Source organism: Treponema sp. Marseille-Q3903, assembly GCF_014334335.1.
Classification (GTDB): Bacteria; Spirochaetota; Spirochaetia; order Treponematales; family Treponemataceae; genus Treponema_D.
The window spans coordinates 1,350,746-1,367,559 of sequence record NZ_JACSEU010000001.1 but is presented as its reverse complement, the minus strand read 5'-3'; the positions used below and the strand labels follow the sequence as shown (position 1 = coordinate 1,367,559).

17 protein-coding genes, 1 tRNA gene and 1 pseudogene are annotated in these 16,814 nt (G+C 35.8%); 4 read left to right on the top strand and 15 right to left on the bottom strand.

Annotation, left to right across the window (positions count from 1 at the left end; genetic code table 11):
* The first annotated feature begins 1 nt into the window (after position 1).
* The 3 genes from H9I37_RS06220 (at position 2) to H9I37_RS06210 (ending at position 6,795) form a co-directional block, all read left to right on the top strand.
* Entirely contained in the window at positions 2–337 is a 336-nt protein-coding gene (locus tag H9I37_RS06220) for a hypothetical protein (RefSeq protein ID WP_187381587.1), read from the top strand.
* A gap of 112 nt (positions 338–449) precedes the next feature.
* A complete protein-coding gene (locus tag H9I37_RS06215) occupies positions 450–1,796 on the top strand; it encodes a hypothetical protein (RefSeq protein WP_187381586.1) in 1,347 nt (448 codons plus the stop codon).
* Positions 1,797–1,812: 16 nt separating this feature from the next.
* Positions 1,813–6,795, top strand: a complete 4,983-nt coding sequence (locus tag H9I37_RS06210; protein ID WP_187381585.1) for a MuF-C-terminal domain-containing protein — start codon at positions 1,813–1,815, stop codon at positions 6,793–6,795.
* A gap of 1 nt (position 6,796) precedes the next feature.
* On the opposite strand, the gene H9I37_RS06205 is transcribed toward H9I37_RS06210, so the two are convergent.
* From H9I37_RS06205 to H9I37_RS06150, 12 genes are all read right to left on the bottom strand, one after another.
* Positions 6,797–8,134 (bottom strand): PcfJ domain-containing protein, encoded by a 1,338-nt coding sequence (locus H9I37_RS06205; protein ID WP_187381584.1) that lies wholly within the window; start codon positions 8,132–8,134, stop codon positions 6,797–6,799.
* An 8-nt stretch (positions 8,135–8,142) separates the two neighbouring features.
* The gene (locus H9I37_RS06200) at positions 8,143–9,006 is read right to left on the bottom strand and encodes a hypothetical protein (protein ID WP_187381583.1); all 864 of its coding nucleotides are present in this window, start codon (positions 9,004–9,006) and stop codon (positions 8,143–8,145) included.
* Between the two features lie 103 nt (positions 9,007–9,109).
* On the bottom strand, positions 9,110–9,424 hold the full coding sequence (locus H9I37_RS06195) for a hypothetical protein (protein ID WP_187381582.1): 315 nt from the start codon (positions 9,422–9,424) through the stop codon (positions 9,110–9,112).
* Positions 9,425–9,444: 20 nt separating this feature from the next.
* Positions 9,445–9,645, bottom strand: a complete 201-nt coding sequence (locus tag H9I37_RS06190; RefSeq protein WP_187381581.1) for a hypothetical protein — start codon at positions 9,643–9,645, stop codon at positions 9,445–9,447.
* A 12-nt stretch (positions 9,646–9,657) separates the two neighbouring features.
* Complete coding sequence (locus H9I37_RS06185) at positions 9,658–9,984, bottom strand: single-stranded DNA-binding protein (protein WP_187381580.1); 327 nt, start codon at positions 9,982–9,984, stop codon at positions 9,658–9,660.
* A complete protein-coding gene (locus H9I37_RS06180) occupies positions 9,981–10,262 on the bottom strand; it encodes a hypothetical protein (protein WP_187381579.1) in 282 nt (93 codons plus the stop codon). The genes H9I37_RS06185 and H9I37_RS06180 overlap by 4 nt, the downstream gene beginning before the upstream one ends.
* A 15-nt stretch (positions 10,263–10,277) precedes the next feature.
* On the bottom strand, positions 10,278–10,730 hold the full coding sequence (locus H9I37_RS06175; protein ID WP_187381578.1) for a single-stranded DNA-binding protein: 453 nt from the start codon (positions 10,728–10,730) through the stop codon (positions 10,278–10,280).
* A gap of 45 nt (positions 10,731–10,775) precedes the next feature.
* Positions 10,776–11,987 carry a hypothetical protein gene (locus H9I37_RS06170; protein ID WP_187381577.1) on the bottom strand — a complete coding sequence of 404 codons (1,212 nt, stop codon included), beginning with the start codon at positions 11,985–11,987 and terminating at the stop codon, positions 10,776–10,778.
* 110 nt (positions 11,988–12,097) lie between these two features.
* Complete coding sequence (locus tag H9I37_RS06165; RefSeq protein WP_187381576.1) at positions 12,098–12,292, bottom strand: hypothetical protein; 195 nt, start codon at positions 12,290–12,292, stop codon at positions 12,098–12,100.
* A 360-nt stretch (positions 12,293–12,652) separates the two neighbouring features.
* A complete protein-coding gene (locus tag H9I37_RS06160; RefSeq protein WP_187381575.1) occupies positions 12,653–12,838 on the bottom strand; it encodes a hypothetical protein in 186 nt (61 codons plus the stop codon).
* Between the two features lie 10 nt (positions 12,839–12,848).
* A complete protein-coding gene (locus H9I37_RS06155; protein WP_187381574.1) occupies positions 12,849–13,874 on the bottom strand; it encodes a ParB/RepB/Spo0J family partition protein in 1,026 nt (341 codons plus the stop codon).
* A gap of 2 nt (positions 13,875–13,876) precedes the next feature.
* Positions 13,877–14,671: a ParA family protein gene (locus H9I37_RS06150; protein WP_187381573.1), complete on the bottom strand. Its 795-nt coding sequence runs from the start codon at positions 14,669–14,671 to the stop codon at positions 13,877–13,879.
* 338 nt (positions 14,672–15,009) lie between these two features.
* Here H9I37_RS06150 and H9I37_RS06145 point away from each other — a divergent pair.
* A tRNA-Leu gene (locus tag H9I37_RS06145) sits at positions 15,010–15,093 on the top strand.
* Positions 15,094–15,267: 174 nt separating this feature from the next.
* Here the strand turns inward: H9I37_RS06145 and H9I37_RS11635 are convergent.
* From H9I37_RS11635 to H9I37_RS06130, 3 genes and pseudogenes are all read right to left on the bottom strand, one after another.
* Positions 15,268–15,822: pseudogene (locus H9I37_RS11635) on the bottom strand (pseudouridine synthase); the annotation flags it as partial.
* A 6-nt stretch (positions 15,823–15,828) separates the two neighbouring features.
* A complete protein-coding gene (locus H9I37_RS06135) occupies positions 15,829–16,248 on the bottom strand; it encodes a zinc ribbon domain-containing protein (protein WP_187381572.1) in 420 nt (139 codons plus the stop codon).
* The gene (locus tag H9I37_RS06130; protein WP_187381571.1) at positions 16,245–16,805 is read right to left on the bottom strand and encodes a response regulator; all 561 of its coding nucleotides are present in this window, start codon (positions 16,803–16,805) and stop codon (positions 16,245–16,247) included. The genes H9I37_RS06135 and H9I37_RS06130 overlap by 4 nt, the downstream gene beginning before the upstream one ends.
* Between the last annotated feature and the right edge of the window lie 9 nt (positions 16,806–16,814).

The following is a 16,814-nucleotide window of genomic DNA, read 5'->3' as shown; positions in this document are numbered from 1 at the left end:
TATGGATAGAATACTTGAACTTGAAAAATTTTATGAAACTAAATACGACAAGGAGCAGATAGTAAACGCAATCAATCATGTAAACAAAGCAAAAGTCGATTTTGAACTTTACTTGAAAGACCAGCTTACTATCCGCGATTTCATCTTTACATTCTTGTCTTATAAAACTTCTTGGAATGATTTTATGTATATCTGGAAGGCTTTTTCACAAGAACCAAGCGCACCTTATATGCTCAATAAATCGCACGAAGTAATTAAAGATAAATTCTTCAAAAAGAATGACCTGGCACTAGCAATAAGATTTGACTTGTCTGAAAAGAATAAGAGGGAGATGTGATAAAAATTACATCCGTGTAATTTTTATCACTGCAGATTTTGCCTTCGGCAAAACTGCGATACACGACATCCTGTCGTGCCGCTAAACGCGGAGTTTTTAAAGGAGTATAACTATGAATGACGTAAAAAATATTGAAGCATTTTTCCATCACGAATTTTCGTCGGAAGAACTTATGCAAGCAATTGAAAAAATGAACTATTATTCTGATGAAGTTGTAAAACTATACGATTTGCAGAATGAAGAGAGTCCAGAGAAAACATATATCTTGGGCAAGCTTGCAGCCAGTGCAATTGAATCTAAAATTGAAGAAAACTATAACGGAAACTGGAATGAAAATCTTTCAGATGAAATTGCCAAAATCGGTATGGATATTGCCAAAGACAAATATTCCTCTTACGAAGAAGTAAAGCCTTTTGTGGAAAAGCTTACAAAAGACAATATCCGCCCTTACTCAAAAGATATGCGGAATTTTGAACGAGTATTGGAAGACTGGGAAAGCCTCTACATCGAAACAAAGGATGGAAACAGAGTATACGGCGAATACGATTTCATTTGGCACGATAACTGGAAATTGATTTCTGAATACTCAAACAGAAACAGCCAGGAGTATTGGAAATTAAATTACAAGTCTGTTCCTGTTGTTTTTGTTCAAGACGGCAAGGCAAAAATTGTAAAGGAAAATATTTCTGAAAGTTTCAAATCAAAAATAAATCTTGGAGATGTTCTTCATCTTATAAATCAGCATACAGGCGCAATCTGTCCGGAACTTGAAGAAACCCCACTTGATGATTTTATAAATGAAAATATTCCTCCTAAACAAAGAATGGATTATATAATTTTTAAGTTTGACCAAGACAATTTTATTGGTAATCCAAAATCATTTGAACAGGCAAATTCATTAGAAGTATCTATGGCAATCGGCAAAGGATTTACACAAGGCGACTATTTTAACAAAGGGTATGTAATAATAAATGAAAAAACAAAAGAACTCGAACAAAAGGGTGGCAATATCAATGACCAGAATATGATAGGCATAAAATTATATTGCGAGCCAAAATACAAGCCCACAGACAATTATTACACGGACCAGATGAATTATAAACAGGCTACATTTGCACGAACAATGACAACCGAACAGATGGTTAAAATAGGAGACGCACAAATAAAAATTGGTGAATACCTTGCGCCAGAAGACAAGGTAAAAACGATTCTGCTTATAAGCCGACACCCAGACGACAAGAACCTTTATACAGTTCTTGCTCAAAACAACAAAAACCACACTTACACAGTATGGACATCTTACAATTCCGAAACCAATTCTTTGAACAACGGGCATTACGATATAAAGGACTTGAACGAAGCAGCAAGACTTATGTGCCAGTTCTCAAACGAAAAGCCTTTGCATATAGAGCATACACAGCAATATAAGCACGACAAGAGTAATGAGATTGAAAGATAGAAACGGAGATTGACGAATGGTTAATGAACGAGACCTAGAAAAATTAAAAGATATTCTTAAAGAAGTTCTTAAAGAAAAAGCTGAAGAACTTCCAAGAATAGAGTTTTCGCAAAAAAGTTATGATGCTCTTTTCCCTCGCGGTAGAATTCAGACACCTATAGAAAATGTAAAACTTGGAAGTCATCAATTTGAAAAACTGGATGCAAAGAAAAGGCAATTTATTCTTGGTGCTGTTCATGAAGTATTACATACTCCAGATTTGATTATTGATGAGCTGCGCAAAAATGTTTTTGGAACTGAAGAAAAATCTCATATTTATGCAAAAAGTTATTTGATTGCAAACAAATCAAAAGGAATTCAATCTGTAGTAGTTGTAATTGGAAACGATAATGTTTCTATATCAACACACGAAAAAGATATAAACAATTTGGTTAATAAAATAAAAATGCCCGAACAGATACTTTATAAAAGCTCTGAAATCGGGCAATTGATTAGTCAGCGTATTCAAAAAGAACAGTCGATAGCTAATCCGACAGTGGCAACTAATGACTACGACAACATTGTATCACAATCAGAAAAAATATCAACTGAAAAAATCCAATTCCAAATAAACTCAATCCAAGGAGAAAAAACTATGGCAAACGAAAACACACAGGCTATGGAAAACACAAACGAAGAACTACTCACCCCCGAACAGTTCTTGAAGAACCTTTGTGCCAGGGCTGATATAGAAGTAATTGAAGATACGAGCATTATGCGTTCAATTCTTGATGCCGGAAAGAATGTCCAGAAGATGGCGGTCAAATACGGAACTAATCAAGACATTCAAAATGAAGAGTCTTTCAACGGTTTTGGAACTTATGTTGTTTCTGTGAATGAAGAAAATGCAAAACAGCTTGGAATCAAAATTGCAGCGAGAAAATACGGCGGAACTTTCTATATAAACGATCAGCCGTTCAATGAATTCTTGCAGGAAAAGAATTTCTCTCCATACTGGACAAAACGCTTGGAGCAGTTCAAAGGTAACGATATAGACAGCCTTACAAGCGATTTCATCAACGCAGATGTAAAAGGCAATGCCGCACTGCAAAAAGAACACGAAGCAATAACAACGCTTTTCTCTCTGGATTTGATTGAATACAAAAGAGAGCAGACATTCCTCTATTCTGTCGATATTCCGGACAACGACAATACGAACTATCTTTTATACAACAATCCGATTGGAATAGAAAACGCTAACCGCATAAACGAACAGCTTGAAAAGTTGAATGTCGATTGGCGAGTTTCAAGAAACGACATCGGCAAGAATATTTATTTTGATGTCCTTGCAAAAAATGTTTTCAAGGGCAACCAGAAGCAGACTAGCGAATTCTTGAAGAACTGCGGCTATGTCGGTATGCAGATGGACAGTTCTAATTACATCGTATTCAACGACCGCGATATGAGCATTTCTAACCGTGTTCAATATATGATTGATGGTGAAAATAACATCTACGGCTTTGCCTATGACGGAAAAATCTACGCAGACCCAGAAATTGCCACAAGCAACACCTACGCACACGAATTCACACACCTTTGGGATTCATACACGCAAAACAAAAATCCGGAACTTTGGCAGAAGGGCAAGGACATATTCAAAGGAACAAGTCTTTGGGAAGAAGTTCTTGCAGACGAGAACTACCGTAACCTTTCCAACGATGACGAGATTCTATCCGAATGCCATGCAAGAATTGTAGGCAAAATGGCGGAAGCGGTTCTAAACAAAATCGCAGAAAAAGACGGCGGACTGAAGAAAGACCAGGTGATTGACTGGGACAAGGAGTGCCAGGAATACATCGCAAATGAGCTTTTAGAAACACTCAATATAAATCCGGAACTTGGCAGCGAGAATTACATTTCAGATTCTGTAAAGTCCGAATATTTGAAAGAGTTTTTGGCTCAACCGATGAAGGATTTAACTGATGGTGTAAAGATAACGGAAAATGTGCGAAGTAAAAACATTCAAAGTATGATTGAGACCGAACGGCAAGAAAATAAAGATTTCTTCAACTCTGTAGAAAACTATATGAAAAACGGTGTATCACCGAGACATAATGAATTCCTTATTTCAGAAACTCCAAAACTTTTGCAATTTGCTGGAATAGACAACAATGAAATTCTTATGACCACTAAGGTCATAAACAAAGCAAAAAACGAGAATCATAATCTAACCGATGAAGAAATTTTAAATGCCTTGAAAGGAATTTTCGACCCGATTGTTATTTTTAATTCAGATAAAGATAGAAGCGAAGCTAAAAATAACAGTGTTCTTATTTTTACTGAAGCAATTGATAAAAACAACAATCCGCTTGTCATAGGCTTTGAGATGTCAACTCAAAAGAAAGGTGATAGATTTGAGCATACAATAAATCAAATCCATAGTATTCACACACGTTCTACGCTCATAAATAGCAAAGGTGAAAATATGCTTCAAAAATGGACTGAAAAAGGACTTATGAAGTATGTTGACGATAAAAAAATATCAGGCTGGTTAGAAGATAGACAGATACAATTTCTGCTGACGCTAACCAAGCCTGATGAAATCAATATAACAGATTCGGCAGGGAATGTCAAATCTTTTTCTGTAAAAACAAAGTCAGGATTTGAAAATGCCGTTGTAGCGGTAGGAGTTGCACCTACAATAACAACTCTCAGAAATCCTGAATCGCTCGGTTCTACTCGTTTGAACCCATCACCAACAACGGTTAATCAAAATATACCATACTCTGAAAATATGTCAAGCGGAAATATTCAAAAACAAGTTGAGCCTATTTTTCCAAAAATCATTGACCATACAGAACCAGTTTACGCTAATAGCGATAAAAAAAGCGGAGACCATTACTATGTTCTTGTTTCAAGCGAGCTAAAAAATCAAATCGCTTCAGAACTCCGCAATTTGAATCCGGGCGAAAGTCTTGTTGTCGAATACAGGAAGTGGACTAACACAGAAGAATCAGAATATGATTTCTTTGCTTCCATAATGCAGCGGAACGGTGACGAATATGAAATGGTGAAAAGCATTTCTCCTACGGAAAAAATCCAGACCACAAAGTTACCGGACAATGAAACCACAAGAGAATTGAAAGAAAAAATCAAGGAACTTGCTAAAGATTATGACTTGGAACATCTAGACCCAATAGAAGCACTTGAAGACTTCCATAACAATAATCCTTTCTACACACCGCCTACAGCTGAAAAAATCCAAGCAGAAAAAGAAGCCCACGAAGCATACATTCAACGCGAGTTAGACAAAACAGTGGAACAACTACAAGCAAACGGCGGAATGTCGGACACTGCAATCGAAGCGGACATTGCTGCTCAAGAAAACGCAAGAGCGGACTACATTGACGCAGACGGAAATCCGCACTGGTATGACGAGGAAGAGCCACAGCAAGAAGTAGTGCCGTTTTTCTATGACACCTACAACAATCCGCACGACCCAATAGAGCTTTATGAAGTCATTGAAAACTTCTCAAAAATCGAAAGTGAAAAATGGAATCTGTCTCCAGAAGACAAAGTAGCAGTCGTACATCTTATTGATGTTAGCCAAATCAAAGGCAATGACAAAGACAAAACTATCGAAAATTTGAACAATTATCTTCTTTCTGAAGAATACAATCGTGAAGAATCTAGCTATGCAAAAATCCTTACTCCAGTTCTGCTAAGCTACAATCAGGAAAACAAAAATTTTGATTTTGCCTTTTCAACAGACGAAATAAAAGAACAAGAACTAAAGACTGTAGAAATTCCTGAAAAGAAGGGCGAAATAAAATCAATCATAGGAAACGTTTTTACTGGCGGCAATGTTAAGGCTACGCAGGACTTTCAAGATGAACTTATTGAAAAAGGTCTTGTAAAGGCGGAAGATGAATTCATTCTTGTAAATGAGCTGGAAGCAAATGTAAACGGAACAAAAGTAAAAGAGAATCAGCCTTATGTTATGCTTACAACTCCAGTAGAGGTTGACGGCATAAAGCGTTTTGTAGGCACAAAGTATTATCATGTCTCATCTCTTGAAGAACCTCAGAAAATTGAGAAAAAGACAGAGCCTGAAAACAAAGAACAAGACAAATCAAAAACTGATAAAGATGTGATAATTTATGGCAAGACAAAAGTTCCGGAATTTGCAATGATGACAAATCACGGTTTTGAGAACTTCAAAAATATGATTGTAGACAGTCGTGAAGAAAGTTCTAATTCATATCTTTTAAAATCAGAAGATGGGAAAAATAGTGTCCGAGTTACTGCCGCTACACTGAAGGAACTTATGAGCGAACCATACCAGGCGAAGGCAAAGTCTTATAACGATGAGATGAAGATTCAAGATAAAATGATTGAATCACAGTATCAGGACTTTTTCAAGCAAAGAAGCAACTGTGCAAACAACTTCCGCCACAATCTTTCTGTCTACTGCCGCAAGGAAGCGAATTCTCCTTTGGATTCTCTCAAAATCGCAAACTCTCTTATCAAGCAAATGTCCAAGGAAGAAAAACATAAGACGAAGGAACTTTTAAAAACTCTTCGCAAAGAAGGACAGTCAATTAACGAAGTTCTTATTGAAACATATAACGGAGCTGTAAAAGAAGTTCCTCTTAATGAAGAATATTTGAACAACAAAAGATATGACAAGATGATTGCCCGACCTATGTATGATACGTTTTCCAGCAAAGGCGAAAAAATAGACAGAGATTTTGACCTCAGAATCGGCGACAGTGTGAAAATCCAATTCAAAGCCGATAAAGTTTTTGGCAAAGGAAAAGAAAGCGTATCATCAGAAGTTACAATTATTTCTTCTTCAAAAGAAGGAAACCTTGTAACTCTTATGGACGGCAAAAAATCTTTCTACGATGTTCCAAGAGATACCTTCTTAAAAGAATACGCACATCAGGAAATCAAAGAGCGCAAGGCACAGGCTAAAGAATTCAAACATCATTCGATGCGAATGGAAATCGGAAGATGATTTAATCGCTTTTTGGATGAGATGTATTTGCTTCAACCAGTATTTTCTCGAAATTATCTATCAATTCTCGGGGGGCTTGCCTGTTGCACTTTCCAAGAAACTGAGCTAGTTGGTATTTTTTTCTCGATACAATAACTTCTATTGTATATCTGCAACTTGAATTCAAATAGCTGACAATAAGGGAGCGGCCTTTGTTAATCCTCTCTTTATAAGACGCTACACAATTATTCTGCATGATGGATTCTGCCTTCAATCTTGCCGAGTCATCGATTACCTCATATTCTTCTGGAAGCCGTGCAATCAAATTCTTGAATTTATCGCCGATGTTTAGTTTCTCTTTTTCAGTTCGTTTCTGTTTGTTTATTATGTCCAATGCTGCCTGATTATGCAGAGACTCCAGTTTTTTAATGCTGCATATATTTAGCGGAATCTTCTGTTTTAATTGAATCTTCATGTCAATGTAATCTTTGAGTGTCTTTTTATCGCATTCTAATAAATAGACGTGAATACTGAGCCTTTCAATATAATATTTTGACAAAAGAGATTTTACTTTGGATAGAATATAGGGGTGTCTTATGTATTCATTAAAGAATTCTTCAGGCATTTTTTTCAGATAATCAAAGTGTCTTTCTTCCACATATTTTTTTAAGAGTATCAGCGCACAGCCTTTTTGCAAAGACATTTTGTTCAAATAATTTACATTCTCGTTCTCTTCTATTTTTCCAATTTGCATTAACAACTCTTTTCTGTTGTGGAATTCCTTCATTTTATTAAAATCGTATGAGATTCCTGCCAGACCTTTTATTAAATCGCTTTTTATGTCATTCGCAAAGTAATTATTGAAATCGGAAAAAATTAGTTCGTCTAAAAACCCCTGCATTTTTTCATCTTTATTATTGAGGGCATTGAGATATACTCGCTGGAACTTTTTTAAATTGAATGGAATAAAGAAGCACTTTGCAAGGCTCGATTGCATCAGTTTTATTTTTTTCTTATTTTTGTCATACATAAAATACAAGTCGAAGTAATTAAAACAAGGTCCATTTCCTTTAATACTATAATTTCCATTTCTTGTATATTCAATGCTCGTTTCTCTGTAGATTTTTACAGTTACCTTTATAGAATCTCCATAATCCTTGCTCATTCTATAGGACAAGGCGAGTGTTATTAATTCATAGTCTATATTGATATTTTTTTTTAAGTCCTTTAAGGTTCTTAAAATATCATTGGGAATGTAGGTATGAACTGCGAAGAAATTGTTTTCAGAAAATTCCGTTACATAATTAAAGTAAGAGCCATCACTGAAAATTTCTTTTAGATAATTGAATTTCTCAATCAAATCTTTTTTTATTTTATAATCAGTTTGATTATCATGCTTGCAATTCCAAGGCTGCCAAAAATCAGGACAATCCAGTTTTCTACAGAAAGTTTCCCCTTGATGCCAGGAACTTTGCTTATAAGATTTTTGTTCTCTTTTTCACACTGGCTGATAAAATCCTTTGACAATTTTTTTACAACTTCTAGAGTTTTCTGGGCATTGTCGGTAAAATCTTTGAGCATTTCCAAAGTATTTGCCTTCAACGCTTTGTATTCATTTTCAGAAGCAGAACTTGAATCAATTCTGAACTTGGTGATTGCTTCCTGAATAATGTTGTCTGCGGTTTTCAATTCCTTGCACTTGTCATCTACTGACTGCAAGGTCGTTTTTGTAAGCTTGCTGATTTCATCGAGAGTTTTAGTAATTGATGCGCGTTCTTCGGTAAGTTCCCTTTGCAACAAATAGACCTGACCTTCAAGTTCGTTTTTCTTGATTTTAAGATTAAGTTCTCGTGTATAATCAATTTCACGGTTAAACTTTTCATTAAATTCTTGAAGCTGCTGACGGAGCGAATTGAATGATGATGTAACGTTTTCCTGGAACTTGTCTTCTGCAGAACTTTTATCTTCAAAAGACTGTGCAATAGCTTCTTTCAATTCAGTAATATTGGAAAGTTCTTCTCGAAGTTCAATAATCGCTTTTTCAATCGTCGAATAGTTTTCCTTTTCATAGGGGATCAATTCTTGCTGCGGTTTTACTGGAAGTTTTACATCTGCTATCAGATTTTTCTTTACCGGAAGTTTTCCCTTGTCTGTCTGGTCGATTTTATTTTCTTCTAGTGCTATCTGTGTATTCTGATTTTCTGTTGTTTTATCGTTTGTTTGTGTTTCCATTTCTTCTTTCCTTTTTGAATATAAATTAGAGACTTGCACTCTCTAAACTCTTGCGGCTTCACCTTTTTGCCAAAGTGTGTTGGGCAGGCAAAAAGCAGAAGCTTTATTTCATCGGCGGATATTCCTTTCCGTTTACGAACCAGAGTTCATACTTGTCTATGTTGTCTACAACGGCTGGCTTGAAGTGTCCTTCATTGTCAACAGGACAATTTAAAACTCCATGTGTCCAGTATTCACGGTGTGAACCGTCTCTTGTCTCAATGGCAGGTAATCTGTCTCCGTCTTCATCAATACTGTCATGTAAGAATCCATGGTCGTCACAACGGATAATTACATCATCTTCACAAATATCACCCTTTGCGATTGTTCCTTCCCTTGTGATAATGCGAACGTGTTGCAGTTCCCTAAAATCTTTCATACCTTAATCTCCTCGTGTATTTATATTCCAGGAAATCCATGCGGATTCTCCATGTTTATAGCTTTCATTTCATTGCTCAGTTTTTGAGATTCTTTAGCGATAGCACTTAATAGTTCCTTGCAAAGATTCTGGATAAATGAACTTTCATTGTTTTCCGATTCTTCGGCAATTTTTGCAACTTTATCCATATCTATATCTCTTAAAGTAATTCTGAAAGTCATTAGCCCTACCTCCTATCTGCTTGAAGTTCCTGTAAAAGTTATTGAATCTGCGGAAATATAATATTTCTGCCTTGGTTCTCCTTCTTTTGTTGTATATGATTTCATTCTTAAACAACCAAGGACAATCACTTCTTTACCTTTTTTAAGATATTTGAAAATGTGCATTGCAGCTTCTTTCATAAAATGAACTTCAATAAACATCGGGTCTTTGTTTTTCTGATACGGAGTTCCGTTGTCAACAAAAGAGAAAACTACAAGCGGAGTTTCTATTCCTTCATTATTAACAAGAATTGATTCTGCGTCTTTTACAACTTTTCCATGCAATGTAATTATATTCATACCACTATTTGAAAAACTCCTTTAATCATAATAAGGAAAGCCAAAAGCAAAATGCTTTTAAAAAAGGCTTTCCTTTTCCAGTTCCACCAGTCAGGTCTTGAATAGCGGAACATATAACCAAATATATAATACAAGGCTGTTCCGGTTATCGCCAAAACAAGAACTGAAAGCCAGGTAAAATGATTGTCTAAAAAATATAAACAACCATAAATTATTCGTTCAACAGAACCAGAAAGTTTTCTTAATGCAGGACTGAATCTGTGGATAATACCTGACATTTCTGTTTCCAAAAATTAGACAAAATCATCACTGAGGAAAACATCATCCTGTGAGTTTTCAGCTTCGATAATAAAATCTTCCTCATTAACTTCTGGAATATTCTGCGGTTGAGCATTTTCTTTTTTGCCGGTCCATATAAGGTGAATTTTTGTAGGACAGATATAAGTTCTGGAATCATACTTATGCTTTCCGTCAGAACCTTCGCCCAAGTCGTTTGTTTTCTGTTTAAGATAACCTTCCAAAATCAAAGGCTGTCCTTTTTTTAGATGAGATGCAAACTTTTCAGAGTTCACAAAAGTAGAGATTGGAAAATAGTTTACAGTCTCCACATAATTTCCTTCTGCATCCTTGTGCGTCTGGTTTACGGCCAAAGTGAACAGAGCAACCTGCTTTCCGTTTTTTGCAGTCTTAATAACCGCATCCCTGACGATTCTTCCTTGAAGTTTTAAATCGTTTAAATCTGACATTTTATGTCCTCCTTGTGTATATTTTTTAGCGCAACCTTGCGCTTTTTACCCTATTAAACCAAATTCTGCATACAATTTATGAAGTTTTATTTCCCGTTGTTTTTGTTTTTCGGCTTTTTGGGCTGGGTTGAGTTTTATAAAATCAAAAAAATCAATCTGATAAATTTCGTTTAATTTTGATTCATATTCTTTGCGTTTACTTTCAGGCAAACTGATAAAACGCTTGTGAACCGCTATGTCTTTTTGACTTGAAAATTTCAGTATTTCAAAGTTGCACGAAGGACAGTTTTCTTTGTAATCCGGAAGAAAATGTTCTCCGCAGACAGGACAAGTTAGTTTTCGTTTCTCTTCTGCCATAAGTTTTTCCTTTGCTTTTTGTTTTTGAAGAATAAGCTGCTGCTCTTTATCCTTGTATTCTTGAACGACATCAACTTGAAAAAATAATTTGTATGCCAATCCTCTTGGATTATTTACAGTATTTTGTGTCTTAGATTTTTCAGTAACTTTGTTTTTTATAAACTCAAAATAACAGGCATATTCTTTGATATTTTGTGATGAAAGAAATGCTGCTGCTTTTTCTGCAAAGCCTGAATCAAAGGCATTTTTTCCGAAAAATCTTTCAGACAAGGACAGCATAGCAGTAGTATCTTTAATTACATAATCTTTATTTAAAGAATTGTTTAAAGCATAGGAACTGGAGTTCCCTTGCGCATAGGTCTTAGAGTTCCTTTCCGCATAGGAACTGGAGTTCCTTTGTGAACTTTTTGAAGTCTGATTTTTGTCTTCATTTTTCGCATAGGTCATTTTTGTCCTTTGCGGAATTTTCTCTTCGTTTTGTATAGTGGTTTCTTCCGCATAGGAACTGGAGTTCCTTTGCGAACTTTTTGAAGAATCTTCCTTCTGGATAGCGTCTGTGTTTATAAGAGTTTCGTATAAATCTGTCGGTTTGTAGTATGACTTCTTTCCGGCTTGGCTGATTATTGTCTCTCGCTCAAGAATTCCTTTTTCAACAAAATTGTCGAACTTTCGTCTAATTCCTCTTTCTGTAGATATACCCAATACAGGAAGATCTTCCTGGACTTTCGAGATTTTCACCCATCCGAAAATCTTGTTGTTGCCGTTTGCATCCTTGAATGTCCTCTTTTCCATCTTGCCAGCAAAAAAGTTTGCGAACCAGTTCAAAAGCAGAGCGTCTGAAACATCAAGTCCTAGAGATACTAATTTTTCCTGCGAATATTCAAAGATACTGAAACGCATAATTTAATTTCTCTTTTTTCGTTTTTCTTTTTCAAAAATATTTATTACAATTCCACCAATAGAAACAAAAAAAATAAATATTATTGCAATTGAAGTAAGAACAATTTCTATCATAAGCGTATGTTTTTGCCGCAGAACGAACAGTATTTTATAAAATCATTGTCAGGAATGCTTAAAATATTGCCTTCCGAAATTTCTACAAACAGAATCTTTGCTTCAAGTTCTTTCTGTAATAAAGTACAGTACTTGAAGGCTTTGCCGTTTTTTGTACATTTTTTATGAATCATGGATAGTTCATTTTTCACACATATTCTCCTTTTCATTAAAACTTGATAATTCTTGCAGCGTTTTTGTACAGCTTTCTGATAGTTCAATTATTGACTCTGCAATTTTATTTAATGCCGTTACATTTCTTTTAGCCTTAAGTCAACATTAGGTGACTGTCTTCCATCAGTCTCTTGCGAATAAGCATAATTTTCTGGCAAGAGATAACTCTGTGTTGAAGCAGGTTTGCCATGTGTTACAAAATATCCAATGCAGCTAGAACCAATAAATATATATACATAACAAACGGTATCAGGCTTATTCCATCTTTTCGTCTAGTAAGTGCAAGCATTGTTGTTAACAGTGAAAAAAATATTCCGCATAGAATTAAAATCATTTTTTTATTTCCTTAAATTAAATCCGCAGAACGGACAGTAGTTGATAAATTTATCATCTGGAATACTCAAAATGTTCCCAGGTGATATTTCCTCAAATCGTATTTTCAAAGCCAAGTCTTCTGCCATTTTGGAGCAGTAAATAATCCTGTTTCCTTTTTTTTCACATTGATTATTTTTAATTGCTTCCATAGTTTTTTCCTTATTTGTTGAATTCCTTGAGAATACTGTCCTTGTCGGATTCAATCTCAAGTTTCTTTGCGATTATATAGAAGGTGAAATCGGAAAATACATCGTCTTTCTGTATTTCATCCCAAGTCTTGCCCTCGCTAAAGAGCGATGAAATTTTATCAAAAACTTGAAAGCTGCCTTCCCCAAAGCCTTTGCCAAAGCCATCATAGAAACCGTCTGTATACCGTTCGATAAGGCGGCGGTCGATTTCACTTTCTTCCGGCGTTTCAAAACGTTCTGACATATCACGGCTTCTGACTGTAATTCCTCTTGGATTACCATCACTGTCGTCAAGGGAATCCGAGAGGTCATCAATATCGTCTAGTCCTTTGTCCATATCGGAGGTATCTTCGCCAGCCGCAATGTTGCGCTCTTCAGATTTTGATTTTTTGGGATGCTTCTTTTCGTAAGCCTTGTGTACGGAAATTTTGTTGTTTTCAATCTGCTGCAAAGTTTCTTCATCAGCGTCTTTCATAACGGCTATCGCTTTTTCTGCTGTTCGTGTTGAAACTCCAAGAACCTCCGCAATCGCTTCTGATTTTTTACCTTTCGCATTCTGAATAAAATCAGTTCCGTAGAGTTTTGCAACGGCATTAAGCAAATCAGCTCCTTCAAGATTTCTGCGGTCTACCTGTTCACTCAACGCTTCTTTTAACGCTTCGTCAAAAGTTTCAAAATGAAACTCGTAATACGGAACAGTTTCTAGTTTTGCTATTTTGGCAGCCTTTACTCTTGTATATCCATCCATAAGATATTTATGCAAAGTTCCGTTTGCGTCAGTCTTGAACCAAATATCTACAGGGTGATTTCCTTTGAAACCTTTTTCTTCCATTGAATCTGCAATGTGATTCAATACTTCATCTTTTATTGGAAATAAAGATTGAAAGTCTGGGTGCATTTCGATTTCATCTATGCGGATTGACTTTGAAAGTTTTAATCCACCGTCTGCAAAAGGTGCTTTTCCACCAAGTTTATTCAATGTTATTTGTTTTGACATAACTAAAACCTCTCCACAGAAAATATTTCGTTGCCGTTTTCGTCTTTCTGGGTCTCTGTTCCAGTAATCAAGTTTGCAAGTCTGTTAAACGCAACGGCTAGTCTCTGACTTCCGAGCATACGAGAATGGACGGAAACTTTTTCATCGGTCTGAGTGTATTTGCGTGTTGCCGGCGTGCTTGGAATCTGAATGTCAAGGATGTTGTCAAATTCCTGTTCAAAGAGATTAGCGAACTGGGACTGGATTGAATCAGCGAACATGGCAAGATTTTCCTGCCAGAATGTATAATAGATATACCATTTCTCTACTTGCTCATTCAGTTCGTCATAAAGATGAGAACGCAAGAATCTTGAAGTTGTAAGATTGAAAAAGTCAAGTTGAACTGGAGTAAAAATATAATCCGCTGCATAAAGAGCGTTCATCACAAGGTTGTCATAAGTCGGTGCTGTGTCGATTATGATGTAATCGTATTTGTCTGTTGGAAGACACTTTTTTAATGCGTGATAGTCGATAGAACGAATGTCGAATAGCCTAAGACTTGAAGGAACTATATCAACGTTTTCAATCCTTGACTTTACTGTATAGCCTTCTGTTGTTCTATGCGTTAGAGCTTCCGCTACATTTTGAGTTGGAAACTCATCTGCAATTCCCATACAATAATAAATTGTTGATGAATTGTTTGTATCCATATCAAAGAATAGAACTTTGAAACCACGAGCCGCCAAATTGTTGGCAAGCAAAACTGCGTCTGTCGATTTTCCGACACCACCTTTCATTGATGAAAATGTGATAACCATAATACTTCCTTTTTTGAACACAGGGCTTTGTTCAAAGTAAACAATTTCCAACAAGGAAAGTCCGCCTGCCCAATAGTGGATTTTTCCCTGCTGAAAATTGAAGTTTAAATAAAAAAAGACTTCCTTTGGAAAACGGGTAGTTATCTAAAGGAAGTCGTTTTCAGTTGCAAAAGCGACTATTTATCTCCCCGTTTCAATAAGATTGATAGTCGTTCTTTTTGGACAATCCGAAAAAATAACGAACTGCCTATATAACGAAAATATCACAAAACGGTCACACGAGAATCACAAAATATTGACTAAACACCCTTTTTTCTGTAGTATAACTGTACATTTTAGCCCGGGTGGCGGAACTGGTAGACGCGCTTGGTTCAGGTCCAAGTGAGAGCAATTTCATAGGAGTTCAAGTCTCCTCTCGGGTACTCAAATTCAATTTTTGTTGCAGAAAACTCAATCGGTTGTTCTGTATTTTTTTTCTCTTCATTTTTTAAATCAGCATTGTATAAAACGTCTCCGTTTACAGGCCAGCCTGCCCATGCAAGATGACATCTGACTTGATGCCTGTATCCTTCTGCAATTTTGCACTTAATGATTTTGCATTCACGACCGAATTTATTTTTCCCACCGCTGTCAATTATGTTTACATCAGTAAAATATGTTTTTTGTTTGCAGATTTTTTTTAAGGCAGCTTTTCCTGAATCTTCTGTTACGGGACGAACTTCTTTTGAACCGGAGCCGAACGGTCTAAAATATGAAGACAAGACAGCCGATTGTGTATCTCGTAAACATTCTTTACAAAAAGGAAATCCACCGAGTTCTTTAGCATTTAAAGGTAAATCTGCACATCTCGCCGTATAGTATTTAAAAAATCTTTTGTTTTTCTGTTCTTCCATAAAAAAATCATAGCACTTTTGACTTGTCGCTATGACAAGCAAACCATCTGTAACTGTATCGAGGCGATGAACCAACCCATATTCTATCTTTTTGTGTCCAACGACATTTTCAATCTGGGGAAACATCTTGATTGCATAAGAAATTACATTTTCTTTGTCATCGCAAGAAAGAGGGGCAGAGGGAAGTCCTTTAGGTTTATTTATGATTAAAAATGGCTTTTCTTCTGTAGGTTCTGAAATAACTTCGATGTTGTTCATGGCTTATTATAAACAGCTATAAAGTACGATTACAAGTGCGGCAAGGATTACAATAGAGACGATATATACCCAGATTGGAAGACCTGAATCAACGTATCTGTCATTTTTCGATTTTTTTTGATCAAAAAGAAATCTGTTTGAATCGCCAAAGATGCCGTGCCCGCGTCCGACGCTACCGCTACTATTTTTAAAATTCGATGGAATAAAAACATTTTTATTTTGTTTTACTCTTAGAGGGTCAGAGACTGCATATCCGCATGAAGGGCAGCCATTTACAAATTCTTCGTTGGAGCCGATTCTTCCGCACTGTGGGCATCGTACAGATGCAAAAAATTTGCCGCATTTAGGGCAGGATTTTGAATTTCTTGTAACTTCAGCTCCGCAGCATTCACAAAAAAACTTTGCTTCTTTTTTTGACCGTCTCATAGCAAACTTTTCAATTCAAAAGTAAGGTTATTAAATATTCCATCAACAACTTTTGCACTGAATGATGAAATATTTCCATTTTCATAAATCGTAAGGTGTTTGACAATTTTATTTTTTTCAAGATAAGAATATGGCAGAGAAAATTCTATCAAATTTTTATCATGATAGTGCTTTGCTTTTTCGGTTACAAATCTTTTTGAGTCAGGATTCGTAAAAACAACTGTGCAATTTGTGTATTCTTTTGTAAGTTCAAAAAAATCGAAAATACAGAGTTCTTCCGCTTTTTTCTTTTCTTCCTGAGTCATTTTTTCGTTTTGGTAGAGATAAATTTTTACATTTCTACCGCCTATTCCGCTTTTTACAAAAGATGCGAGAGTTTTCCAATGACGAGGAAATTCAGAAGGTGACAATACGATTAAATCAGGGCTTATTTCTTCAATATTGTCGAGAGCTTTGATAATCCATCTGTAAGAGATAATATCGAAGCCTTTTTTAACCAAAACAGGCTTTACATTCTCGATTATTTCCTTGTTGTCTGAAATTAACAATGCTTTCATTCTTCTGAT